The organism is Streptomyces sp. NPDC028314 (assembly GCF_055565795.1).
The window spans coordinates 89,685-113,284 of record NZ_JBVHTP010000021.1; the positions used below are offsets into that span (position 1 = coordinate 89,685).

21 protein-coding genes are annotated in these 23,600 nt (G+C 71.4%); 8 read left to right on the plus strand and 13 right to left on the minus strand.

Going from position 1 to position 23,600, the window contains the following annotated elements:
* Nucleotides 1–223 precede the first annotated feature (223 nt).
* The 4 genes from ACZ4TG_RS35045 to ACZ4TG_RS35060 form a co-directional block, all read right to left on the minus strand.
* Complete coding sequence (locus tag ACZ4TG_RS35045; RefSeq protein ID WP_468171340.1) at nucleotides 224–685, minus strand: GNAT family N-acetyltransferase; 462 nt, start codon at nucleotides 683–685, stop codon at nucleotides 224–226.
* 65 nt (nucleotides 686–750) lie between these two features.
* Nucleotides 751–2,073 carry a UDP-glucose dehydrogenase family protein gene (locus ACZ4TG_RS35050; RefSeq protein ID WP_468171343.1) on the minus strand — a complete coding sequence of 441 codons (1,323 nt, stop codon included), beginning with the start codon at nucleotides 2,071–2,073 and terminating at the stop codon, nucleotides 751–753.
* A gap of 84 nt (nucleotides 2,074–2,157) precedes the next feature.
* The gene (locus tag ACZ4TG_RS35055) at nucleotides 2,158–3,402 is read right to left on the minus strand and encodes an SIR2 family protein (RefSeq protein WP_468171346.1); all 1,245 of its coding nucleotides are present in this window, start codon (nucleotides 3,400–3,402) and stop codon (nucleotides 2,158–2,160) included.
* A gap of 63 nt (nucleotides 3,403–3,465) precedes the next feature.
* On the minus strand, nucleotides 3,466–4,752 hold the full coding sequence (locus ACZ4TG_RS35060) for an aminotransferase class III-fold pyridoxal phosphate-dependent enzyme (RefSeq protein ID WP_468171349.1): 1,287 nt from the start codon (nucleotides 4,750–4,752) through the stop codon (nucleotides 3,466–3,468).
* Between the two features lie 225 nt (nucleotides 4,753–4,977).
* Between ACZ4TG_RS35060 and ACZ4TG_RS35065 the strand changes: the two genes are divergently transcribed.
* Nucleotides 4,978–6,366 (plus strand): helix-turn-helix domain-containing protein, encoded by a 1,389-nt coding sequence (locus ACZ4TG_RS35065; RefSeq protein ID WP_468171352.1) that lies wholly within the window; start codon nucleotides 4,978–4,980, stop codon nucleotides 6,364–6,366.
* A 48-nt stretch (nucleotides 6,367–6,414) separates the two neighbouring features.
* Here the strand turns inward: ACZ4TG_RS35065 and ACZ4TG_RS35070 are convergent, their stop codons facing one another.
* From ACZ4TG_RS35070 to ACZ4TG_RS35090, 5 genes are all read right to left on the minus strand, one after another.
* A complete protein-coding gene (locus ACZ4TG_RS35070; RefSeq protein WP_468171355.1) occupies nucleotides 6,415–7,896 on the minus strand; it encodes an aldehyde dehydrogenase family protein in 1,482 nt (493 codons plus the stop codon).
* Complete coding sequence (locus ACZ4TG_RS35075; RefSeq protein WP_468171358.1) at nucleotides 7,893–9,734, minus strand: N-acyl-D-amino-acid deacylase family protein; 1,842 nt, start codon at nucleotides 9,732–9,734, stop codon at nucleotides 7,893–7,895. Before ACZ4TG_RS35075 ends, ACZ4TG_RS35070 begins: the two co-directional genes overlap by 4 nt.
* A gap of 61 nt (nucleotides 9,735–9,795) precedes the next feature.
* Nucleotides 9,796–10,917, minus strand: coding sequence for an LLM class flavin-dependent oxidoreductase (locus ACZ4TG_RS35080; protein WP_468171361.1), 1,122 nt, complete (start codon nucleotides 10,915–10,917; stop codon nucleotides 9,796–9,798).
* Nucleotides 10,918–11,039: 122 nt separating this feature from the next.
* Nucleotides 11,040–11,849, minus strand: coding sequence for an SDR family NAD(P)-dependent oxidoreductase (locus ACZ4TG_RS35085; protein WP_468171364.1), 810 nt, complete (start codon nucleotides 11,847–11,849; stop codon nucleotides 11,040–11,042).
* A 55-nt stretch (nucleotides 11,850–11,904) separates the two neighbouring features.
* On the minus strand, nucleotides 11,905–12,852 hold the full coding sequence (locus tag ACZ4TG_RS35090; protein WP_468171367.1) for an LLM class F420-dependent oxidoreductase: 948 nt from the start codon (nucleotides 12,850–12,852) through the stop codon (nucleotides 11,905–11,907).
* Between the two features lie 264 nt (nucleotides 12,853–13,116).
* Between ACZ4TG_RS35090 and ACZ4TG_RS35095 the strand changes: the two genes are divergently transcribed.
* A complete protein-coding gene (locus tag ACZ4TG_RS35095) occupies nucleotides 13,117–13,818 on the plus strand; it encodes a transmembrane-type terpene cyclase (protein WP_468171370.1) in 702 nt (233 codons plus the stop codon).
* Here ACZ4TG_RS35095 and ACZ4TG_RS35100 read toward each other — a convergent pair.
* The 3 genes from ACZ4TG_RS35100 to ACZ4TG_RS35110 all read right to left on the minus strand — a co-directional run bounded on the left by ACZ4TG_RS35100 (nucleotide 13,796) and on the right by ACZ4TG_RS35110 (nucleotide 16,835).
* Nucleotides 13,796–14,650, minus strand: a complete 855-nt coding sequence (locus ACZ4TG_RS35100) for a L,D-transpeptidase family protein (protein WP_468171373.1) — start codon at nucleotides 14,648–14,650, stop codon at nucleotides 13,796–13,798. The genes ACZ4TG_RS35095 and ACZ4TG_RS35100 overlap by 23 nt on opposite strands.
* A 269-nt stretch (nucleotides 14,651–14,919) precedes the next feature.
* Nucleotides 14,920–16,173, minus strand: coding sequence for a sensor histidine kinase (locus ACZ4TG_RS35105; RefSeq protein WP_468171376.1), 1,254 nt, complete (start codon nucleotides 16,171–16,173; stop codon nucleotides 14,920–14,922).
* The gene (locus tag ACZ4TG_RS35110; RefSeq protein ID WP_468171379.1) at nucleotides 16,170–16,835 is read right to left on the minus strand and encodes a response regulator transcription factor; all 666 of its coding nucleotides are present in this window, start codon (nucleotides 16,833–16,835) and stop codon (nucleotides 16,170–16,172) included. Before ACZ4TG_RS35110 ends, ACZ4TG_RS35105 begins: the two co-directional genes overlap by 4 nt.
* Before the next feature lie 114 nt (nucleotides 16,836–16,949).
* Between ACZ4TG_RS35110 and ACZ4TG_RS35115 the strand changes: the two genes are divergently transcribed.
* The 6 genes from ACZ4TG_RS35115 to ACZ4TG_RS35140 all read left to right on the plus strand — a co-directional run bounded on the left by ACZ4TG_RS35115 (nucleotide 16,950) and on the right by ACZ4TG_RS35140 (nucleotide 22,685).
* On the plus strand, nucleotides 16,950–17,456 hold the full coding sequence (locus ACZ4TG_RS35115) for a hypothetical protein (protein ID WP_468171382.1): 507 nt from the start codon (nucleotides 16,950–16,952) through the stop codon (nucleotides 17,454–17,456).
* Nucleotides 17,453–18,553, plus strand: a complete 1,101-nt coding sequence (locus tag ACZ4TG_RS35120; RefSeq protein WP_468171385.1) for a peptidoglycan-binding protein — start codon at nucleotides 17,453–17,455, stop codon at nucleotides 18,551–18,553. The genes ACZ4TG_RS35115 and ACZ4TG_RS35120 overlap by 4 nt, the downstream gene beginning before the upstream one ends.
* Nucleotides 18,550–19,314: an ABC transporter ATP-binding protein gene (locus tag ACZ4TG_RS35125; RefSeq protein WP_468171388.1), complete on the plus strand. Its 765-nt coding sequence runs from the start codon at nucleotides 18,550–18,552 to the stop codon at nucleotides 19,312–19,314. Before ACZ4TG_RS35120 ends, ACZ4TG_RS35125 begins: the two co-directional genes overlap by 4 nt.
* A complete protein-coding gene (locus tag ACZ4TG_RS35130; RefSeq protein ID WP_468171391.1) occupies nucleotides 19,314–20,561 on the plus strand; it encodes an ABC transporter permease in 1,248 nt (415 codons plus the stop codon). Before ACZ4TG_RS35125 ends, ACZ4TG_RS35130 begins: the two co-directional genes overlap by 1 nt.
* Before the next feature lie 344 nt (nucleotides 20,562–20,905).
* Nucleotides 20,906–21,745 carry an arylamine N-acetyltransferase family protein gene (locus ACZ4TG_RS35135; protein ID WP_468171394.1) on the plus strand — a complete coding sequence of 280 codons (840 nt, stop codon included), beginning with the start codon at nucleotides 20,906–20,908 and terminating at the stop codon, nucleotides 21,743–21,745.
* 139 nt (nucleotides 21,746–21,884) lie between these two features.
* Nucleotides 21,885–22,685 (plus strand): maleylpyruvate isomerase family mycothiol-dependent enzyme, encoded by an 801-nt coding sequence (locus ACZ4TG_RS35140; RefSeq protein WP_468171397.1) that lies wholly within the window; start codon nucleotides 21,885–21,887, stop codon nucleotides 22,683–22,685.
* Between the two features lie 92 nt (nucleotides 22,686–22,777).
* Here the strand turns inward: ACZ4TG_RS35140 and ACZ4TG_RS35145 are convergent, their stop codons facing one another.
* On the minus strand, nucleotides 22,778–23,551 hold the full coding sequence (locus tag ACZ4TG_RS35145) for an NAD(P)H-dependent oxidoreductase (RefSeq protein ID WP_468171485.1): 774 nt from the start codon (nucleotides 23,549–23,551) through the stop codon (nucleotides 22,778–22,780).
* Nucleotides 23,552–23,600 lie beyond the last annotated feature (49 nt).

Genomic DNA, 23,600 nt, shown 5'->3' on the forward strand with positions numbered 1-23,600 from the left:
GGCCAGGCCCTCATGGGACCTGGCCGCCTCGCTCACGGGCCGACAAGTTCGGCTGTTACGCCCATGCGGTGCAAGAACTGCCGAGCACCGCGCAGTTGTGGTGCGCAGACCCCGCTGGGTCGCCCGGCTGCGTCGACCTCGCCCCGGCCACCGCGGCAGATCGCTTGGGCCAGAGGGGCGGCCGGGCGCTCACCCCAGGCCTGATCGATCTCCTGACAAGGTGCTACGTCTGAGGCTGCCAGACGTAGCGGACGTCCGGCTCGCGCTCATCGTTGCGCAGACCGTTCGTCCGCTCGACCGCGATGAAGCCGTGCCGTTCGTAGAACCGCCGCGCCGCTTCGTTGACCTGGAACGTCCACAGCATCAATCCGTCTGGCTGCTGCCGCTTGGCCAGGGAGATGAACCGGTCTCCGAGGCCACGCCCACGCCACGCGGGGTCGAGGTAGAGCTGTTTCATCTCCCCGCCATTGAGCACCAGGAGCCCCACCACGTTGCTCCCGGTAACCGCCACCCAAGTCTCGTACTGCGGCACGAGTACGCGTGAGAACCAGTCGCGGACCTCTGCTTCGTCGTGGGCGCAGCGCACGGTCGGCAGCGCGGCGGCAAAAGAACGCAGCCACACATCGGCCGCGGCGCGTGCGTCGGTGTCGCTGGCACGACGGAGAACAACGTCGTCACTGGTCACAGCACGGTACCTCCGGCGATCCAAGGGCTAATGACGTGGTGCGAGGCTTGCGCGCGGGCCCGGTACTACTCCCCGGGACGTCCGAGCTGGTGAACGGTCCAGCCAGCCGCGCGCCAGGACTCCGGGTCGAGGGTGGTGCGGCAATCGACGATCAGGGCGTTGGCCAGGCGAACCGCCAGGTCCTGGGGGTCCGCCTGCTGGTACTCCGGCCATTCGGTGGCCAGGACAACGAGGTCGGCTCCGTCGACGGAGACGGCCAGATCGTCGGTGTATTCCAGCTCCGGGTTGCGGGTCATAGCGGTCGTCACGGCCTGCGGGTCGTGAACGGTGACGTTGCCGCCGGCCTGCTGGAGGGCATGGGCGAGCGCGAGCGCCGGGCTCTCCCTGACGTCGTTGGTGCCGGGCTTGAACGCGGCGCCCCACACGGTGATCTTGGCGTTCTTGACGGGGCGGTCGCCCAGGGCGTTTCGGATGAGGTCCATGGCGACGTCCGTGCGGCTCTCGTTGATCTTCTCGGCGGCGCGCAGGAGGGTGGCGGCCTGTTCGGCGCCGAGCTGGCGGGCGGAGGCGGTGAAGGCGCGGACGTCCTTGGGGAGGCAGCCGCCGCCGTAGCCGATGCCGGGCCTCATGCCGCCGCTGCCGATCCGGGGGTCGATGCCGAGAATCTCTACGATCTGGGAGATGTCCCCGCCCGCTGCGTCGCACATGTCGGCGACGGCGTTGATGTAGGAGATCTTCAGGCCGAGGAAGGTGTTCGCCGCGCCTTTGGCGAGTTCGGCGGTCTGCGGGTCGGTGACGAACAGGGGGACGCCGGCGTCCAGGATGGGGGCGTAGACGGCGCGGATCGCTTTCTCGGCCTCGGCGGTGGTGAGGCCGGCGATGAGGCGGTCGGGCCGCAGCGTGTCCTCCACCGCGTGCCCCTCCCGGAGGAACTCCGGGTTCCACACGACGTCGACACGTTCGCCGGCGGGAGCCAGGCGCTGGGCGAGGGCGGTGACCTGAACGGTGGTGCCTACGGTGACAGTGGATTTCCCGACGATCGTGCAGGCCCGGTCGAGGTGGGGGGCCAGCTGACGGATGGCGCCGTAGACCTGTCCGGTGTCGTAGGAGCGGCCGTCGGCGTCGATGGGGGTGCCGACGCCGATGAAGTGCATGTCGGCGAAGGCGGCGGCCTCGCGGATGTCGGCGGTGAACCGCAGGCGCCCGCTCTCGGTGTGGCGGGCGAGCAGCTCGGGAAGGCCGATCTCGTAGATGGGGCACTGGCCGGAGTTCAGGTTGTCGACCTTGGCCTGGTCGACGTCCACACCAATGACTTCGTGACCCAGTTCGGCCATCGCCGCCGCGTGCGGGATGCCGAGGTGCCCGCAGCCGATCACTGAAATGCGCATTCCTTGACTCTCATCCTGGGAGGGACCCTCGTGTGGGACCGGGGAACGAGCCCAGAGGCTAGCGCCGTTCCCCGGTCCCACAGTTCACTCGCTGATCGCGCCGAGGTTCAGCAGCCGCTCCAGCTCGCTGATCGCGTCGGCCGCCGCCTGACGTACGACGACGTCACCGGTCTGCGGCGCCTCCAGCGGGTACTCGAACCAGGTGCCGTCCGGACGGGGGAATCCCTCCGGGTCGACGATGAACACCTTGAGTCCGGCCTGGCGGGCCCGCTTGGCCACCCACCGCCGGTCGGCGTGCAGCCCGACCACGACCAGGGCCTTCGCGTCGGGGTGGAAGGTGACCGGCGGGATCCGCTGGTCGTAGCGGCGCATGAACTCCTCCTCGAACCCGGCGCGGGCGCCGAGCGCGTCGAAGTTGTTCGTGATGAACGGGCCGACCATCGCGCCGGCCTCCTCCATGCGTTTGAGCGCGTGCAGGGCCGGAGTGACCTCGGCGTTGAAGCACGCCCGGTACATTTCCGACAGCTCGTCGACCTTGCCCTCAGTGTCGAGGAACATCTGCGCGAGCAGCGGGTCCCGGCCCGGCGCGAGAACGAACGTGAAACCCTTGCCGAGCAGCTCGTCCTCGATCTCGTTGACGTGATACATCTCGTGGAGCCGGTGCAGCGGGGGGATCCCGGCCTCGTAGGAGACGCCGCAGCCGACCTCGACCTGGAACGGCAGGAAGTCGGCGAGCTGGGCCAGGTTGTCGGCGTAGACCGGCTGTCCAGGGGTGTCCTTGACCCGGACGCCGTGGGTCAGGACCTCCCACGGCCGACGGCGGATCGCCCTCGGGGGGAAGCAGTTGACGGACGTGAAGACGGTATCGATGACCTCGTAGCTCTCCGGGAGCTTGCGGCCGGCCCGCAGGTCCTCCGGGTGCTCCTCGACGCGGATCAGGTGGACGCGCAGGTCACCCAGCTCGAACCGGCCCGCCCCGACCTGCTTCCAGCCGCCTTCGGCCAGCATGGCGTGGTTCTGCTCCCACGCCTCGGCGATCTCAGCCTGCGGCGCCGCCACCGAGTGGTAGAGGTACATCTGCGTCATGGCGAGCGACGGCGCCGCGGTGGTGTCCACCAGCCCGTATCGGTGCCAGTAGTGGACGATGCGGCGGCGCGCGTCGCCTTCGCCCGACCAGCCGGAGTTGGAGGCGGTCTCCTCCTGCTGGGTACGCCGCCAGATGCCCTCTTCCTCGAAGCGGGGCCGGTCCGCGGTCACCCCGTAGAAGTCGTGCCACTTCCGGAGCTGGGCCTCATCGAGCTGGTCGATGACCGTGACGGGAAACTGCATGTCGTGTCCTCGATCTCTGAGTCGAAAACAGTCCGCCCCCTTGAAGAAGGGGCGGCGGATGGGCTAGTTGAGGGCTGCCACCGCGTCGGTGAGCGCGGCGGTCAGGAAGTCGATGTCCGCGCCGCTGGAGTTCAGCGGGGGCGCGACGACCAGGCCTTCGCTGCGCGGGTCACCGGCTCCGGTGAACGGGTAGAAGAAGACGCCTCGCCGCTCGCACTCCTCCATCAAGGGCCAGAGCAGGCCGGGAGTGACCTCAACCCCGTACAGGTGGCCGACGCCACGGACATCCCGCACCGGCGCCCAGCCTGTCAGGGACCGCAAAGACGTTCCCAGATGCTCTCCGAGAGCCGTGAACGAGCCGAAGTCCAGGGACTCCAGCTCGTCCAGCACCCCAAGGCAGACCGCCGCCATGAGCGGGTGGGTGGCCATGGTCCCCATCGCGGGCAGCGGGTCCACGTCCTTGTGTCGCAGCAGCGGCGCGATCTCCGGCGACACCAGCACTGCGCCCGCACCGACGTAGCCGGCACCCAATCCCTTGGACAGGATGACCAGGTCGGGGTCGCAGCCGTCCCAGTGATGACTCGCCAGAGGCGTGCCGGTGCGCCACAGCCCGGTGAGGACCTCGTCGTGGATGATCAGGACGTTCCGCGCCCGGCAGACCTCCGACACCCGCCGCAGGTAGCCATCCGGGGGTACGAAGGCGCCGCCTGTGGTCCCGTTGATGGGCTCGATCAGGACTGCGGCGACGTTCTCCGCGCCCCTGTTGTCGATCGCCCGCGCCACCTCGTCGGCACACGAGGCATCGCAGCCGCGTCCATCGTGGGCGTGGCCGTGCGTCGGCGGGTAGGGCGCCGCGAAGGCGGGGCCTAGACCGTACCGGTCTTCCGGACGGGGGTTGCGGATCTGGTTTCCTGCGACCCCGAGGGTGAACATGCTGTTGCCGTGGTACGACAGGTTGGACGTCAGGATGTCCCCGCGCAGCTTCCCGTCGCGGACCCGCACGAGGTTCCGCGCCAGACCCACCGCGACCTCCACGCCGAGTGTCCCGCACGTGGTCAGCGCGACGGAGTCCTCCGGGCGGCCGACCGCGCGGCACAGCCGGTCCATCAGCTCCATCTGGATGTGGGGTTGGACGACGGCGGCGCCACCGAAGGAATAGCGGGAGAACTGCTTCTCGATGCGGGAGAGGACCGCGGGACTGCCCTGCCCGACGTTCACGCAGAGGAGGCCGCTCGATCCGTCGAGCATCCGGCGGCCGTCGGCGCGGTGCAGCCAGGGTCCGTTCGATCCCACGGCTTCGAAGTCCGGCAGGGGCCTGTACGACGTCAGCAGACGTTCGCGTTGGCGCAAGTACCGATCCACGGAGAAGTCCCTTCCTGGGAGTGCTCACTGGGAGAGTGGAAGTGCGCGGCAGGGGTGGACCGCGGCAACTCCAAGACCACCGCACCAGAACGCGGTACAACAGTCCGTAGCCGCATGGCTGCAAGGAGTTTGCATCTCGTGCAAGTACGGACGGCCGCGTGCGCGCCTCCTCCGAGAGGGGCCACGCGGCCTCGGCCACACCAGGACGGGGATATGGATGCAGTGCGCAAGGCGCAGGTGACCGTCACAGCGACGGCCGCACCCGGCGAGGTGGTCCGCCGGACGCGCAGAACCCGCGGCATGACCCTGGCCACGCTCGGGTCGCTGACCGGCTACTCGGCCGCCCAGGTATCGCGGTTAGAGCGCGGAAAGTCCGCCATGACGGACGTCTCCGTGCTCCAGAGGTTCGCCCGGGCGCTCGATATCCCACCGCAGGCCCTCGGTCTCGCCCCGACCACGGGCGCCCATCCGGAGCCGCTCAGTCAGCGAACCGGGCCGTATCCCGGCCTGCCCGCCCCTACTCTGGGAATCCCAGGGCGCGTTGACGGAGAGGACCCGGTGCTGCGGCGAAGGCAACTACTCGCGAACCTGGCGGTCACCGCGGCGGCCGCCATGGGGGCTCCTGTCGCCGGCGCCGCCCCGGCCAAGGCCGAGGAGGCGCAGCTCGGCGAGACGCTCGTCGCGGGGCTGCGCGATGCGATGCTGGGGCTCGGCCCCACAGCCTCCGACACGCCCCTGGACCTCCTTGCGGCGGAACTGCACCGCGCCTTGACCGACTTCAATGACTGCGCGTACTCCAGCCTCGCCCTCCGGCTCCCGCGCCTGCTCTCCACCGGGCACCGGTCCACCAGCGACAGCGACAACTTCCCCGTGCTCGCGCAGGCTTACCTCCTGGCGACGCGGATCCTCGTCAAGCTCGACGAACCGCAGCTCGGCTGGATGGCAGCCGACCGCGCCCGGCAGTTCGCAGCCGCCGCCGGGGCGCCCCTGGCGGTCGCGGAGGCAGCCCGCCAGCAGGCCGTCCTCGCCCGCAAGGCGGGGTGGCACGACCAGGCCCTCACCCTCGCTCTGAACGCCGCTGACGACTCGGCCCTGCGTGAGCTCGGGAACGCCGGGAGCGCCCAGCGAGGTCTGCTGGTCCAGTGCGCTGCCTACACCGTCGCCCATCAACGCGATCAAGCCGGCATGCGTGAGCTGACCGGCGAGGCTACCGCCATCGCCAACAGCCTGGGCGCCGTCACCCACCTTCGGGATACCAACGGCGGGTTCAGCCGAGCCACCGTGCAGCTGCACCTGATCTCGGCGGAGAACACCGCCGGTGATCCTTCGGCCGCCATCGCTGCCGCGGATGCCCTTGCCCCCCAGGCACTCCCCACCAAGGAGCGGCGCGCTCTCTACTTCACCGACCGCGCGAAGGCGTTCGCCCAATGGGGCCGGAGAGACGAATGCATCCGCGCTCTCCTCCAGGCTGAGTACTGGGCACCTCAGGAGACCCACGCCCGGCCAGCTGTGAAGTCCCTCGTCTCAGGCCTGCTGCTCTCCGGACGCACCACACCCGAGCTCCGAGGCATCGCCGCCCGTACCGGCGTCCTGCACAGCTAGCCCGCGACGCCGTGCCCCGGGTTCGGCCCCCGGGCACGGCGTCCGGGGTCAGCCCGGCCAGACGATCGACTGGATCTCGCTGTACGCGTGCAGGGCGTACGAGCCGACGTCGCGACCGACGCCCGACCGCTTGAAGCCGCCGAACGGGGCCTCCATGTTCCGGCCGATCGTGTTGATGCCGACCCCGCCCGCGCGCAGGCGCCGCGCCACGCGGAAGGCCCGCGCCGAGTCCCCGGACCACACGTAGCTGAGCAGCCCGAAGTCGCTGTCGTTGGCCAGGGCGACGGCCTCGTCCTCCCCGCCGTCGGGTCCGTCGAAGGGGACGACCACGACGACCGGTCCGAAGATCTCCTCGCGGACCACCCGCATGTCGTTCGTGCAGTCCACCAGCAGGGTCGGCGCCACGTAGAAGCCGCGGCCCGCCCCGACGACCGGGCGCTCGCCGCCGTACGCGATCCGCGCGCCCTCCTTCCTCCCCAGCTCGACGTACGACTCGACGCGGTCGCGGTGCGCCGCCGAGATCACCGGGCCGACCACGGTTCCCCGTACGCCCGGGTCCCCGACCTTCATGAAGGCCAGGTAGCCGGTCAGCTTCTCCACCAGCTGTCCGTACACGGACCGGTGCACGATCACCCGGGTCGGGGCGGTGCAGATCTGGCCGGAGTAGAAGGAGAAGGTGGTGCCGATCCCCATCACCGCCGCGTCCAGGTCGGCGTCCTCGAACACGACCGCCGCGCCCTTGCCGCCGAGCTCCATCAGCTGCCGCTTCATGCTCCGGCCGCACACCTCGGCGATGCGCTGCCCGACGCCCGTGGAGCCGGTGAACGACACCATGTCCACGTCCGGGGAGTCCACCGCGGCCTCGCCCACCTCCACCGAGGTGCCGCAGACCACGTTGACCACGCCCGCCGGGACACCCGCCTCGTGGAGGGCGTCCGCCATCTTGAACACCGACAGCGGGTCCTGCGGGGCCGGCTTGACGACCACCGTGTTGCCCATGGCCAGGGCCGGGGCCACCTTGCCCGCCGGGTTCGCCCACGGGTTGTTGTACGAGGTGATGCAGGTGACCACGCCGACCGGCTGGCGCACCTCCAGCGCGCCCAGGATGCTCGCCTTCCCCATCGGGCCGGCTTCGGTGACCTGCGGCGCAAGGCCCCGCTCCACCGGTTCCAGGGCGCCCTTCGCGTACCGCCGGAAGCGGGCCACCCCGACGCCGACCTGCATGCCGCGCGCGATGCCGGTCGGTGCGCCGGTCTCCGCCTGCGCCAGCGCCGCCCACGGCTCGTACTCGCGCTGCATGATGTCCGCCGCCCGGTCGAGGATCGCGGCCCGCGCCTCGGGAGTCGTACGGGACCAGCCCTCGAAGGCCTGCGCCGCGGCGCGGGCGGCCTCCTCGACCTGGCCGCGGGTGGCTTCGGGGGCGAGGCCGACGACCGACTCGTCCGCCGGGTTGACCACCTCGTAGTGGCCGGCGGCGGGTTCCACCCACTCGCCGCCGATGTACAGCCGCTGGGGCCGCGCCGGGCTCATCGGGTGCTCACCGTCCTCGTGTCCCGGCCGGACCGGAGCACGATCCCGGGGATCGCTCCGGTCACCTCGTCGTCGCGGATGGTCTCCACGCCGTTGACGCGTACGGACACGATGCCGATCGCCCGCGCGTCCAGCCGCGGGCTGTCCCCGGGCAGGTCGTGGACGAGCGTCGCGGGCCCGGCCTCGATCCGCTCCGGGTCGAAGAGCACCAGGTCCGCGTGGAACCCCTCGCTGATCCGGCCGCGTTCGCGCAGGCCGAACAGCTGGGCCGGGTCGTCCGTGAGCATCCGTACCGCCTGCTCCAGCGGAAGCAGCTTGCGGCCGCGCAGGCAGTCGCCGAGGAAGCGGGTCGTGTACGGGGCTCCGCACATCCGGTCCAGGTGCGCGCCGGCGTCCGAGCCGCCCAGCATGACGTCCTCGTGCTGCCAGGTCTCCTGGCGCAGGGCCCAGCTGGCGGGGTCGTTGTCGGTGGGCATCGGCCACAGGACCGTGCGCAGGTCGTCGTTGGCGCAGATCTCCACCAGGCAGTGGAAGGCGTCCTGCCCGCGCTCGGCGGCGATGTCGTTGACGACGCGGCCGGACAGGCCCTCGTTCTCCTTGCTGTACGTGTCGCCGATGACGTAGCGCCCGAAGTTGGCGAGGCGCCGGAAGACCCCGGCCTCCTTGCTGTCGGCGCGGCGCAGCATCTCGGCCCGTACGCCGGCGTCGCGCAGTTTCGCGATCCGCTCGGGGACGGGCAGGCCGAGTATCTCGCCCCAGCCGGGGATGAGGTTGAGCGCGCAGAACGTGCCGAGCGACATGTTCATGGGGGTCAGGATCGGCATCGTCAGCGCGACGATCCGCCCGCCGGCCTTGCGGGCGCGCTCGCTCGGGATCAGCTGGCGCGGGACGCGTTCGGGGACGGCGGCGTCGATGGTGAGGACGTTCCAGTTCAGGGGCCGGCCGGCGGCGGCGCTCATCTCGACGAAGAGGTCGATCTCCTCGTCGGCGAACTGGTCGAGGCAGCCCGCGACGATCGCCTCCAGCTGGGTGCCCTCGTGTTCGGCGACCGCGCGGGAGAGGGCGAGGAGTTCGGCGGGTTCGGCGTGCCGGGAGGCGACCGGGGCGCCGGAGCCGTCGGAGTGGGTGGAGGACTGGGTGGTGGACAGGCCCCAGGCGCCGGCGTTCATGGCGTCGTGGAAGAGGGCCAGCATCTGTTCCATCTGCTGTTCGGTGGGCCGGCCGCCGACGGCGTCCTCGCCCATCACGTGGCGGCGCAGCGCGCAGTGGCCCACCATGAAGCCGGCGTTGACGGCGATCCGCCCCTCCAGGGCGTCGAGGTACTCGCCGAAGGTGGACCAGGTCCAGTCGACGCCCTCCTCCAGGGCGGCCAGTGCCATGCCCTCGACCTTGCTCATCATGCGGCGGGTGTAGTCGGCGTCCTCGGGGCGGTCGGGGTTGAGGGGGGCCAGGGTGAAGCCGCAGTTGCCGCCGGCGACGGTGGTGACGCCGTGGTTCATGGAGGGCGTGGCGTACGGGTCCCAGAACAGCTGGGCGTCGTAGTGCGTGTGGGGGTCGATGAACCCGGGGGTCAGGACCAGGCCGGTGGCGTCCTCGGCGGTCCGCGCCTCTTCCGTGACCGTGCCGGGGTCGCCGATGGCGACGATCCGGCCGTCCCGGATGCCGACGTCCGCGACGAACGCGGGGGCGCCGGTCCCGTCCACGACGGTGGCTCCCTTGATCAGGTGGTCGAGCATGACGTCCCTTCTTCGGTCACGCGAGCGGGGCCCGTGCGAGGCGGGCGCGGCCGGGCATGGGTCCGGCCGGAGCGCGCACGGCAGGCCGCGGCCCGTGCGCACTCCGGCCGTCTCCGTACGGGACGGCGGTCCGGGAAGACGCCGCCCCGGGTTCCTCCGCCGGTCAGGCGCTCTGGCGGAAGCGGGTGGTGCGGTGGACCGGGTCCGTGTCGATCTTCGGGATCACGTGCTCGCCGATGAGCTTGACGGTGGTCATCGTGTCCTCGTACGACACGCCGGTCGGCAGGCCGAAGGAGAGCTGGTCGGCGCCGGCCTGCTCCCAGCGCTTGCACTGCTGGAGCACCTCGGAGGGGTCACCGCAGATCAGCAGCTCCTCGGCGATCAGCAGCTCGATGATCTCCGCGTTGTACTCGGGGAGGGTCTCGGGCCACTGCGGGATCGCCTCGGGCCGCGGGAAGGTGTCGTGGTAGCGGAAGACCAGCGACTGGAAGCGGTTCATGTTGGCGTTGACGGCGATCTCGACGGCCTTGTCGTGGGTCTCGGCGCAGATCGCGGTCGAGGTGACCATGACGTTGTCGTTGACGAAGGCGCCGATGGCCTTCGCCTCCTGGATGGCGGTCTTGTACTGCTCCAGCACCCACTCCATGTCGGAGACCTTCTGGACGCTGAAGCCGAGGACGCCGAGGCCCTTCTTGGCGGCCATGGCGTACGAGGACGGCGACCCGGCGGCGTACCACATGGCCGGATGGGCCTTGCCGTACGGCTTGGGGAAGATCTTCCGCGGCGGCAGCGACCAGTGCTTGCCGTTGAACCCCTCGTACTCCTCTTGGAGGAACATCTTGGGGAACTCGGCGATGGTCTCCTCCCAGATCTCCTTGGTCCCGTTCATGTCCTCGATGCCCGGGAGGAAGCCGAGGATCTCGTGGCTGCCCGCGCCGCGGCCGGTGCCGAACTCGAAGCGGCCCTTGGAGAGGTGGTCGAGCATGGCGACCTTCTCGGCCACCTTGACCGGGTGGTTCACCGGGGCGAGGGGGTTGAAGATGCCGGAACCGAGGTGGATGCGCTCGGTGGCGTGGGCGAGGTAGCCGAGGAACACCTCGTTCGCCGAGAGGTGCGAGTACTCCTCCAGGAAGTGGTGCTCGGAGGCCCAGGCGTACTTGAAGCCGGACTTGTCGGCCTGGATGACGTACTCGGTCTCCTCGATCAGCGCCTTGTGCTCTGCCTCGGGGTCGACCTTGGACCGCGCCTCAGGCACGTATCCCTGCACGAAGAGCCCGAATTCCAAGGGGGTTCACCGTCCTTTGGTTTCTGACGTTGCGTCAGATTCGATGACCCGACTGTTCCACCGCCGGGGCGGAAGCGTCAATACCTGACGCTCCATCAGATATGTGGTGCCGGTGCCGGTGGCTAGAGGATGCTGACGCCCGCCATCCAGCCGCCGTCGATGACGAACGGCTGCCCCGTGATGTACGAGGAGTCCTCGCCGGTCAGGAAGAGGGCCAGCTTCGCGATCTCCTCCGGCTGCCCGACCCGGCCCATCGGGACCACCCGCTTGTAGAGCTCCGCCATCGCGTCCCGGGCCTCGTCCGTCATGCCCGCCGGATCCAGCAGCCCCGGATTGGCCATCGGCGTGTCCACCGCCCCCGGGCACATGGCGTTGACCCGGATGTTCTTCGCCGCCAGCTCCAGCGCCGCCACCCGCGTCAGGCCCAGGATCGCGGCCTTGGTCGCCGCGTACGTGCCGACGTACGCCATGCCCGTCAGACCGGTGTACGAGGAGGTGTTGACGATCGTCCCGCCGCCGGCCGCCTCGATCTCGGGCGCCACGGACTTGATGCCGAGGAAGGCGCCGACCTGGTTGACCTGGACGACCTGCTGGAACTCCTCCAGCGGGGTCGCGGTCAGCTCGTTGAAGCGCAGGATGCCCGCGTTGTTGACCAGGCCGCTGACCGGACCGAAGGCCTCCTTGGCCGCCGCGATCGCCGCCGCCCAGTCCTCCTCCCGGCTCACGTCCAGGCGCACGTAGCGGGCCCGGTCCTCGCCGATCTCCTTGGCGACCGCCGCGCCCTGCTCGTCCAGTACGTCACCGAGGAGCACCTTGGCGCCCTCCGCGGCGAAGAGACGGGCCTCCTGCTCGCCCTGGCCGCGCGCCGCACCGGTGATGATGACGACGCGCCCGTCCAGCTTGCCCGTGCCCGTGCCAGTGCCCAAGCCCATGTCGCGGTCTCCTAGTCGTCCGGTCGTTCCGTCGTCCGGTCAGTCGTTCAGTCGTTCAGTCGTTGAGGAGGGGCGCCACTTCGGCGCCGAAAGCGGCCATCTGGTCCGTCAGTTCGGCGCGGTCCCGGCTGCGGAAGCGGACCTGGATCTGGTCCACGCCCAGCGCCGCGTACTCCCGCAGGGACTCCGCGAGCGCCTCCGCCTTGCCGGTCAGTGCGCGGCGCCCGGTGTCCCAGCCGGGCTCGCCCACGTACAGCGCCTCGGTGATGGCCCCGATCTCGACGGGGCCGGTGACCCCGGCCGCCTCGCGGAGCTCCCTGATCCGGGCGATCTGCGCCGGGAGCTTCTCGCGCGGGTCCCCCTGAGGGAGCCAGCCGTCCCCGCGCACGGCCGCCCGCCGTACGGCCGCGGGCGAGGAACCGCCGACCCAGACGGGGATCCGCGCCTGGGCGGGGCGGGGCAGCTGCCCGAGGTCCTTGAAGGAGAACAGCTCGCCCTCGAACTCCGGGTACTCCTCGGGCCCGAGGGCTGCGCGCAGCGCGTCCAGCGTCTCGTCCAGCACGGCCCCCCGGCGCTCGAAGTCCACGCCCAGCGCCTCGAACTCCTCCTGGACGTGCCCGGCACCCACCCCGAGGATCAGGCGGCCCCCGGAGAGGTGGTCGAGGGTCGCGTACTGCTTGGCGGTGACCAGCGGGTGGCGCAGGCCGACGATCGCCACGTGGCTCAGCAGCCGCACCCGCTCGGTGATACCGGCCAGGAAGGCCAGGGTGGCCACCGGGTCGTACCAGACGGTGCTCATGGGCCCGGCCATGCGCCGCGGAACGGCCACGTGGTCGCAGGTGGCCACGTACCCGAAGCCGGCCCGGTCCGCGGCCCTCGCCACCTCGGCGAGATCGGCGGCGGTGGCCGCGGCCTCCCAGGGCTCGGCATAGATGGTGCTCTGCGACTGGATCGGGAGCTGCATCCCGTACACCAGCCGGCCTTCCGGAAACACGCGCGCCATGACCGTCCCCGCCTCGCCTTCGCCTGACCGCCCTGCCGGTTCGCCGTGTGGGCGCCGGTGGCCATCGTCATAGCTGACGGTCCGTCAGGCAAGGGGTGCGCGCCGCCGACCGTTCCGGCGGCCGGGGGAGCGACGGGGCCCCGCGGCCGCCCGGGGGCGGGCCGGGGGCCGCCCGGGGGGCCCCGGGTCCGGCCGCTGGTGTCCGGGGGCGGGCCGGGTCTAAGGTGCGGGCGCCCGGGATGGCTGCGAGCGCGGGAGACGTGCGTGGAACTGTTTCTGACCCTGGTGAGCGGGGTGGCGTGGACCGTCGTGTACGCGGAGGCGATCCGCGTCGGGCTGCGGGACCGGACGTACGCGATGCCGGTCGCCGCGCTCGCCCTGAACTTCGCGTGGGAGTCGACCTACGCGGTGAACGAGTTCCTCGGCGGGGTGTCCGCCCAGGGCGTGGTCAACGTCGTCTGGGCCGTCGCGGACATCGCCATCATCGGCACGTACCTGCGCTTCGGGCGGGCGGAACTGCCGGAGTTCGTCACCCGGCCGCTGTTCGCGGTGTGGAGCGCCCTCGTCTTCGCGAGCGCCTTCGCCGTGCAGTGGCTGTTCCTCGCGCACTTCGGGACGCACGACGCGAGCCGGTACTCGGCGTTCCTCCAGAACCTCCTGATGTCCGGCCTGTTCATCGCGCTCTACGCCGGCCGGCGCGGGCCGCGCGGGCAGTCGCTCCTCATCGCCGTCGCGAAGTGGCTCGGGACGCTGGCGCCGACCTTCCTGTTCGGGCTGATCGAAGGGGCGCCGTTCATCCTCGGGCTGGGGGTGCTGTGCGCCGTGTTCGACCTGGCGTACATCGGGCTGCTGGGGCGGGGGCGCCGGGCCGGGGCGGGGGCGGGTTCTGGGGCCGGGCCTGGGGCGGGGCCTGGGGCGGGGCCTGGGGCGGGGGCCGCCGCGGTCAGAAGCCCTGCGGGCCCATGACGATGACCGGATGCGCCGCCGGGTCCAGGGTGACGAGGAGCTTCCTCATCGCCTCCTTGGGAATGCCGACGCAGCCCTGGGAGGGGCCGTCGTGGTCCACGTGCAGCCAGATGTTGCCGCCCCGGGCCTCCCCGTCCGGCATGGCCGGGTCCAGCGGGGACACCCCCTGGCGGCGGTTGAAGTCGATCGCCACGACGTAGTCGAAGGAACCCTCCAGGGACTCTCCGTTCACACCGGCGCCCGAGGCGACGAAGCCGCCGTCCATGTCGTACGGGAACCTCGTGCCGGGCGGCTCCGGCAGCAGGCCGCCCGCGTCCGTGAGGGAGAAGACCCCCTGCGGGGAGGTCAGGTCCCCGTACGTCCGCCGGTCGGCCGGGGACCAGCCCCTGGCGCCGTTGCGGGCCGGCCAGCTCTCGGCCCGGATCCACTCGCCGCCCGGCGCCGGGCGGGTCCACAGGGTGGCGGTGGACTCCGAGGAGTCCACCGCCTTGCCGGAGACCACGACCAGCTGCCGGGACTCGTCGGGGATCCGGGCGCGGGTGGTCCCGCTGAGGCCCGGCAGGGCCGCGGAGCCGCTGAGCGCACCCCGGTGGTCACCGCGCTCGCCGCGCTCGGCCCGCTCACCGCGGTACGAGGCGGCCGGCGGGCGGGCGTCCGAGGCGGCCTGCGCGGCGGCGGCCCCCGGGGCGTCGCCGGGGGCGTGGAGCCACCCGATCGAGAAGGCCAGCAGCCCCAGGCCCGCCACGAGGACGAGCCCCCGGGTATTGCGGGGCCGGGCGGGCTTGCGGACGAGGACGGACCGGAAGGAGCGGGCTCGCACGTGCTTGCTCATTCAACCGACCGTACACAGCCGGTCTTCGAATCCGTTGAACGGCGGAACGCGTTGGCACGGTTGGCCCGGACGGCGGAGCCGGCGTTACGGAGGGGGCGTTACGGAGCCGGCCTCACGGCGTCGGCGTTACGGCGTCGGCCTTACGCGGTCGGCGGACGGAGCGGGCGCACGGAGCCGGCTCACCGCGTCGGCGCACGGAGCGGGCTCACCGCTCCGGCCCACCGAGCCGGCCCACCGCGCCGGCCCACGGGGCCGGCCCGCCCCGTCGGCTACGCAGTCGGCGGCACCGCGGCCGGTGCGCTCCGGGCGGGCGTGATCACCGGGAAGCCCACGCGGATCGTCAGCCCGCCCTCCGGGCCCGGATTGGCCCGCGCCGACAGCTCCGCGCCGTGCGCCCGCGCGATCGAGGCCACGATCGACAGCCCCAGACCCGCGCCCTCACCGGCCGTGTGCTGCCGTTCCGCGCGCCGCCGGAACGGCTCCAGGAGGCGCGGCACGTCGGCCGGCTCTATCACCGGCCCGGTGTTCGACACCGTCAGCAGCCCGTCGGCGGAGGTCGCGACGCGCAGTTCACCGCCCGCGCGGTTGTGGCGTACGGCATTGGCCAGCAGGTTCCGGACCAGGTGCCCCAGCAGGGTCCGGTCCCCCGGCACCGTCAGCGGCGCGAGGTCCCGTACGACCCTCAGCCCGCCGGCCGCCGCCGCCGTGATCTCCGGAGCCGCCAGCTCCGCCTCCGTGAGGGCCGCCAGGTCCACCGGAGCGGTCGCCTCCAGGCCCTCCTCCGAGACCGCGAGCAGCAGCAGCGACTCGATGAGGTGCTCGCTGGACTCCGCGACGCCGATCAGCTTGCTGCGGATGCGGGCCACCTTCTCCGGCGTCGGCTCCCCGGCCAGCCCGATCTCGGCGGCGGCCCGCTGGACGGCGAGCGGGGTGCGCAGCTCGTGGGCGGCGTTCGCGGCGAACCGGCGCTGGGCGCCGACCAGGTCCTCCATCCGGTCGAGCATCCCGTCGAAGGTGTCGGCCAGCCGCTTGAGCTCGCCGGGCGGGGCCTGGAGGCCGATCCGCTCGTGCAGGTTCGCGCCGGACAGCCGCCGGGCCGTCTCGGTGATCACTCCGACGGGGCGCAGCACCCGCCCGGCCATCCACCAGGCCAGCCACATCGAGGCCGCCGCGAAGACGGCGAGCGCGACGAGGGAGACGACGAGGAGCTCGTGGAGGGTGGCCTGTTCGACGGCGTCGGAGACGTTGCGGGTGACGCGGTACGACTCCATCTGCTCCGGCGTCGGCATGCTGCCGGGCGGGAGCCGCTCGGCCGGCACCCACACCTTCTCGCCCGGCACCGGGGGCTGCTCGCCCTGGCGGAAGGCGGGCATGACGGTGGTGACGGCGCCGTTGATGCGCGAGTAGAGGCCCTTGCGGACCAGTACGTTGACCAGCGCGACCAGGCCGCCGCCGGCGAGCAGGAGCAGCGCGCCGTAGAGGGCGGTGAGGCGGGCGCGCTCGGAACGGAGCACTGCTCTCATCGCGGACCACTGATCCGGTAGCCGGCGCCGGGAACGGTCTCGATCAGCGGCGGCTCGCCCAGCTTGGCGCGCAGCTTGCTCAGGGTCACCCGTACCGCATTGGTGCTGTACGAGGTGTCCTCCTCCCACACCTGCTCGATCAGGTCGTCACTGCTGAGGACCACACCGTCGGCCCGCAGCAGCGCCTCCAGCACGGCGAACTCCTTGCGGGAGAGCGCGAGCCGGTGCCCGTCGCGGGTCGCGGAGCGGCGCGCCGTGTCCAGCGCCAGGCCGGAACGCTCCAGTACCGGCGGCAGGGCGGGACGGGCGCGCCGGCCCAGCGCCAGGACGCGGGCGAGCAGCTCGTCGTAGGCGAAGGGCTTGGTGAGGTAGTCGTCGGCGCCCAGGCCCAGGCCCTCCACGCGGTCCCGTACGGTCCCGGACGCGGTCAGCATCAGCACCCGGGTCAGCAGCTGCTCGCGCACCACCTGGCGGCAGACCTCGTCACCGTGCAGGCCGGGCAGATCGCGGTCGAGCACGAGGACGTCGTACTCCCCCAGGCGCAGACGGCGCAGGGCCTCCAGGCCGTCGCCCGCCTCGTCGACGGCGAGCGCGTCCCCGCGCAGACCCTCGGCGATCATCTCCCGGAGGAACTCCTCGTCCTCCACCACCAGAACTCGCATGGCGTCCTCTTTACCGGAGAAGGACATTTCCTCGTCGTAAGCCCGGTGGGAGAGGGAAGCGAAATCCCGGTGTGCCGCAGGGTCGGGCCCATGAAGCGACCCACACAGCGATCCATGACCATGAGCACGGCCGCGGTCCTCACCGGCCTGACCCTCTTCGTGACCGCGTGCACGGGCGGGGGCGGCTCCTCGGACGGCAAGAAGGACGACGCCTCCGGCAACAACGCGTCGAGCGGGAGCAGCGGCGGCAGCAGCGGCGGCGACAGCGGGAAGATCGCCGACGACGCGCTCAAGATGCGCAAGTGCCTGCGCGAGCAGGGCATCGACGCCCCCGACCCGGAGCCCGGCCAGGACCCGCGCGGGATGACGCTGGGCGGCGGGGCCGACCCGGAGAAGATGCAGAAGGCGATGGAGACCTGCGGGCTGAAGGCGCCCGGCTCCGGCGGCGGCCCCACGCAGGAGGAGAAGGACAAGGAACTCAAGTGGATCCAGTGCATGCGCGAGCACGGCGTGAACCTCAAGGACCCCGAGTACAACGGCGGCATGAAGAGCGCCACCGAGATACCCAAGGGGCAGGAGAAGGCCTTCGAGGAGGCCCAGAAGAAGTGTGAAGCGGCGTGAGGAAGCGGGGCGGGTGGCTGCTGGCCTCGCTGGCCGTACTGCTCGCCGCGTCCGGCGGCGGCTACGTGGTCATGGCCGACCCGCAGAAGGACTCCGGCCGCTCCGGTGACCAGCGCACCGACGGCCTCCCGCCCGGCACCTCGCCGGTCAGGCGCGGCGACCTCAGCTCCGGGCTCCAGGTCGAGGGCACCCTCGGGTACGCGAAGGAGCGCAAGCTGAACGCGGCCGGACCCGGGGTGCTGACCTGGGCGGCGGCCGAGGGCTCCGCCGTCGAACGGGACGGGAAGCTGTACGAGGTCAACGGCAGGGCGGTGCGGCTGATGTACGGGACCATGCCCATGTACCGGCCGCTGAAGGCCGGGGACAAGGGCGAGGACGTCAAGCAGCTCAAGCGGAACCTGGTCGCGCTCGGCTACGGAACCGGCCTGGACGCGCAGGACGGCACCTTCACGGCGGGCACGGCCTCGGCCGTCAAACGGTGGCAGAAGGCGCACGCGGTGAAGGAGACCGGCGAGGTCGCCAAGGAGGACGTCGCCTTCGCCTCCGGGCCCCAGCGGGTGCAGAAGAACGACGCGGCGGTGGGCGACGAGCCCGCCCCCGGCAAACCGGTGATGACCCTGACCGGGACGCAGCGCTCGGTCCGCTTCCAGCTGGACGTGGCGAAGGCGGCGGCGGCGAAGACCGGGGACCCGGTCACGATCGTCCTGCCGGGCGGCGCAGCGGCCACCGGGAAGATCGAGTCGGTGGGCAGCACGGCGAACCCGGACGACCCGTCCTCGGGGGGCGGGGGCGGTGGCGGCGGCGACAAGAAGCCGAAGGTCGAGGTGAACGTGGCCCTCGACAACGCCTCGGAGGTCAAGGCCCCCGACCAGGCACCCGTGACCGTACGGCTGACCGGGGAGACCCGCACGGGCGTGCTCTCCGTACCGGTCAACGCGCTGCTCGCCCTCACCGGCGGCGGCTTCGGCGTGCAGGTGGTCGAGAACGGCACGGTGCGCGAGGTCCGGGTCGAGCTGGGCATGTTCGGCCAGGGGCGGGTCGAGGTGAAGGGGGACTCCCTCAAGGAGGGCATGCAGGTAGGGGTCCCGAAGACATGACACTCCACGAGAACCAGCCCCTCGAGGGTGACGCGGGCGGGCACGGCGGGCGCCGGCTCGCGCGGGCGGTCGTGGAGCTGGCCGGGGTCACCAAGGAGTACCCGGGCGGGGTCTCGGCCCTGCGCGGGGTCGACCTGACCGTGATGAGCGGCGAACTCCTCGCCATCGTCGGCCCGTCGGGCTCCGGCAAGTCCACCCTGCTGCACATCGTCGGCACGCTGGACCGGCCGACCGCCGGCCAGGTGTCCATCGCCGGGCACGACATCGCGACCCTGTCCGACCGGGCCCTGTCCGCGCTGCGCTCGCGCCACGTCGGCTTCGTCTTCCAGTCGTTCCACCTGGTGCCCGGCATCAGCGCCCTGGCGAACGTCGCCGAGGGGCTGCTGTACTCCGGCCTCTCGCGCGCCGAGCGCGGCCGCCGGGCCGCCCGGGCGCTGGAGCGGGTCGGCCTCGGCGACCGGACGGACCACCGGCCGCACGAGCTGTCCGGCGGCCAGAAGCAGCGCGTCGCCATCGCCCGGGCGGTGGCCGGCGAACCGGACCTGCTGCTGGCCGACGAGCCGACGGGTGCCCTCGACACGGCGTCCGGCGAGTCGGTGATGGAGCTGCTGCACGAGCTGAACCGGGACGGGGCCACCATCGCCGTGATCACCCACGACAACGAGATCGCGGCGAGCCTCCCCCGGCAGGTGCGGATCCGGGACGGCGAGATCGTCGCGGACGTCTGGAACGCGGCGGCGGGGCTGGGGGTGGGTGCGTGATGGGCGCCGATACGAAGGACCCCGCCGGGGCCCGGGCGCGTACCCGTACCCGTACCCGCCGGCTCACGCCGCCGAGGCTGTCCCCGCGCGACGTGTTCCACGTCGGATCGGCGGGACTGCGGTCCCGGCCCATGCGGGTGTTCCTCTCGGCACTCGGCATCGCGATCGGCATCGCCACGATGATCGCGGTGGTCGGGATCTCCTCGTCCAGCCAGGCGAAACTGCTCCAGGAGCTCGACAAGCTGGGTACGAACATGCTGGTCGCGACCCCGGGGCAGTCCATGTTCACGGGGCAGGACACGAAGCTGCCCAAGGACGCCCCGGGCATGATCTCCCGTATCGAGGGGGTCGAGTCGGTCGGTACGACCGGCGACGTGCGGGAGTCCGTACGCCGCTCGGAGAACATCCCGAAGGAGGAGACGGGCGCGATCGCGGTGAAGGCGGCCAAGGACGACCTGCTCACCACCCTCCGCGCGCGGATGGGGCGGGGCACCTGGCTGAACGCCGCCACCGGCCGCTACCCCTCCGTCGTGCTCGGCCACGTCTCGGCGCAGCGGCTGGGCATCACCGAGCCGGGGCAGCAGGTCTTCATCGGCGGCCGCTACTTCACCGTGATCGGCATCCTGGAGCCGGTTCCGCTGGCCCCGGAGATCGAACGCTCCGCGCTGGTCGGATGGGAGGCGGCCGAGCAGCTGCTGGGCTTCGACGGCCACCCGACGGCCGTGTACGAACGCTCGGCGGACGACCGGGTCACCGCCGTCAGGGACCTCATCGGCCGGACGGCCAACCCCCAGACCCCGAGCGCGGTGTCCGTCACCGACCCCTCGGCGGCCCTGCAGGCCAAGGCCGCCACGGAAGGGGCCTTCAGCACCCTGCTGCTCGGCCTCGGCGGGATCGCCCTCCTGGTGGGCGGGGTCGGCGTGGCCAACACCATGATCATCTCGGTCCTGGAGAGGCGCCACGAGATCGGCCTGCGCCGGTCACTGGGCGCGACCAAGGGGCAGATCCGGATCCAGTTCGTCACGGAATCCCTGCTCCTGTCCGGCCTCGGCGGCCTGGCCGGCATCGTCCTGGGCGGCGCGGCCACGGCCGTCTACGCCCGAGCCGGCGACCTCCCCTGGGTGGTCCCCCTCTGGGCGGTCACGGGCGGCTTCGCCTCCACCCTCGCCATAGGCACGGTGGCAGGCCTCTACCCCGCAGTCCGCGCAGCCCGCCTGTCCCCGACGCTGGCGCTCTCGGCGGGGTAGGGGGCCCGCCAGGGCCGGAAAGCCGGGCGCGGGCGTTGGTGTTTGGCGGGGTCCAAGTATCCGGTGTCGGGGAGGCCAGAGCCCCCCCAAAAAAAAAGGCACGACGCCTGGCGTACCGCCACCACCAGCGTCCTCGCAACAGTGCGCAGCTTGTCACCCGAGCGGTGGGAGGCGAGGACGTCCGCACTGGTCAACCGGCGGCGACTGTGAAAATCGCTGTCCGATTCCCGGAGCACGGTGATAGACATCCGGCGGGGAAAAAGTCTTGAGTTCCCTGACCTGTTGCGACTGATCGATGAACGGTCGACCGATTCTGATCAGCCGTTCGGACGCTGAAGGGGATCATGATCGGCATCGATGGGTATCTGGCCGTGCTGGGGGTGGAGCGGCCGGCCACCCCGACCGCCGATACGTTGTGGGAACTGCATCGGGCACAGGTAGAACGGGTCGCCTACGAGACCCTCGACAACCAACTGGGCCGACCGGCGGGCATCAGTGCCGCGGAGTCCGTGGCCCGGATCCTGCGCGGGCGCGGCGGCTACTGCTTCCACCTCAACGGGGCCTTCGCCGTATTGCTGACGGCGCTCGGCTACGACGTGACCCTGCACCGGGCCGGGATACAGGATGAGGTCGAGGACCCGGAGGGCCCCGGTGGTGACCATCTCGCGCTCACCGTGCTGCTGGACGGCGAGCGGTGGCTGGTCGATACCGGGCTCGCCGGCGGCATGTACGAGCCGTTGCCTCTGCGCGAAGGCAGATATACCCAGGGGCCGTTCACCTACGGGATGGCTCCGTCGGCCGTGGTGCCCGGGGGCTGGCGGTTCACCCACGATCCCCGCGGCGCGTTCGCGGCGATGGTCTTCACGCCGGAGCCCGTGGAGCTGTCCTCGTTCGCCGCGAAGCACGCTCACCTGTCAGCGTCCCCCGAGTCCGGCTTCGTGCGGGTCCTCCAGGCCCAGCTGCGCGACGCCAAGGGCGTGGACATGCTGCGCGGCTGTGTGCTGCACCGGATTGACGCCGAAGGCACAGACCAGCGGATCATTGAGTCGGCCGACGACTGGTATGACGTCCTGGCCGACGTGTTCCACCTGAAACTGACCGACGTCGACACCGTCGCTCGGGCGGAGCTGTGGCACCGCGTCCGCACCGCGCATCAGGAGTGGGAGGCCGCAGGGCAGCAGTGAGCGGTGCCCTGCGGGAAAAGGCAGCCCGCCCCGTACACAACTCACACCCACGTATGTTCGCGAACCGCATCGGGTGCAGCGCCTTGTCGGCGATGAAAATCGCTGCCCGGTTGCTGGATCATGGTGATAGACATCCGGAGTGCAAAACACTCTTGAGTTCCCTGACCTGTTGCGACTGGTCGATGAACGGTCTGCCGCCTTCCGATCCGTGGTCGCCGCCGCGCCCAGACTCGATGTGCAGGTGCCCAGCTGCCCCGGGTGGACGCTGTTCGATCTGGTGAAGCACCTGGGTGGGGGAGACCGTTTCTGGGCCGCCATCGTCGGCGCGGGGTCTGCCGACGCTCCCCCGGCCGAGGCCGTCGCCGCGCGCGCCGCGCTGGAAGTGCCGCAGGAGCGTGAGGCCCTGCTGGCCTGGCTGGACGCGTCGACACAGCTTCTGCTGGGCGCCCTGCGCGCGGCGGGGCCGGAGAGCGGTTGCTGGACGTGGTGGCCCGCGTCGCAGTCACCGCAGACCGCCGGCGGCACCGCCCGGCACCGGGTCCAGGAGACCGCGGTGCACACCTACGACGCCCAGCTCGCCGGGGGCGCCCCGCAGCCGCTGCCGGTCGAGCTGGCACTCGACGGTGTGGAGGAGTTCCTGTTCACCGTCTGCGGAACGCCGAGTGCCTGGCCGCACAAGCCCACGGCCTTCGACTTCCACTCCGCCGAAGGCCGCTCCTGGCGCCTCACCGTCGACGGCGACGGCGCACGCACCACCCGCATCCCCGCGCCCGCCGCCGCGACCGGCGAAGACCCGGACGCAGCCGGCGCCTCCGTCCACGGCACGGCCAGCGAGCTGGTCCTCTACCTGTACGACCGGATCCAGGCCGACTCCTTGCACGTTGACGGAGACGCAGGGCTGCTCGACCTGCTCCGCGCCTGGGAGCCGGAGGAGAAGTAGGACGTAGCGGGGCTGGCCGCGCCGCTAGCCGGTAAGTGGTTGTTGTCGTCCCGGTCTTGAGGTGTGTGCCGGCCGGACGGGAGTGGCGATCGTTATCGCTGGTCCGGGTTGGTGTGAAGAGCGAATCCGCTGGTGTGGGGAGATTCTCGACCCGGTACCAGCTCCGAACCGCCCTCGTGCGTCAGGCTGGTGTAGTCGCCGCCGGACTCCGAGCGGTAGGGGATCGGTTCGGCGGTGAAGGCGGTCGCGAGTCGTTGCCGGTACCGTTCGGCGATCTCGGTGTAGTGCTGGTCGTCAAGGTGAACGGCGCTGTGCTCGACGAACGGCTGCAGCACATCGAAACCGGTGAAGTGCAGCACACCGTGGTTGATCGGGAACAGCAGGTCGTCGATGGGGCCGTTGACTCCCCGCGCGGTGTAGTGCCCGATCCTGCCGCCTGTGGTGGTGACGACCATGGCGCGCTTGCCGGCGAACGGCCCCGCGCCATAACGCGGTACCCCCGCGCCGTACGCGAAGCCGTAGGTGAACACTCGGTCGAACCACCCCTTGAGGATCGCGGGCATGGTGAACCACCACAGCGGGAACTTCAGGATGACCAGGTCGGCGTCGAGCAGCTTTTGCTGTTCGGCGCGGATGTCCTCGGTGAGCCGACCGGATCGGTAGGCCTCTCCGGAGGCATGCATGAAGTCCGGACCGGTGATGTCGTCGAAGTCGGTGAAGTCGGCCGCTGCCTGCCATTTCATGGCGTACAGGTCGGTGACCACGACATCGTGGCCGTCCGCGCGCAGGGCACTGACGGCGAGGTCCTTCAGGGAGCCGGTCAGCGAGTTCGGGTCGGGGTGTGCGTAGACGATCAGTACGTTCATGCCGACGATCGTGCGCCCGATGCCGGGCATCGGCCAGAGACTGCTTGTC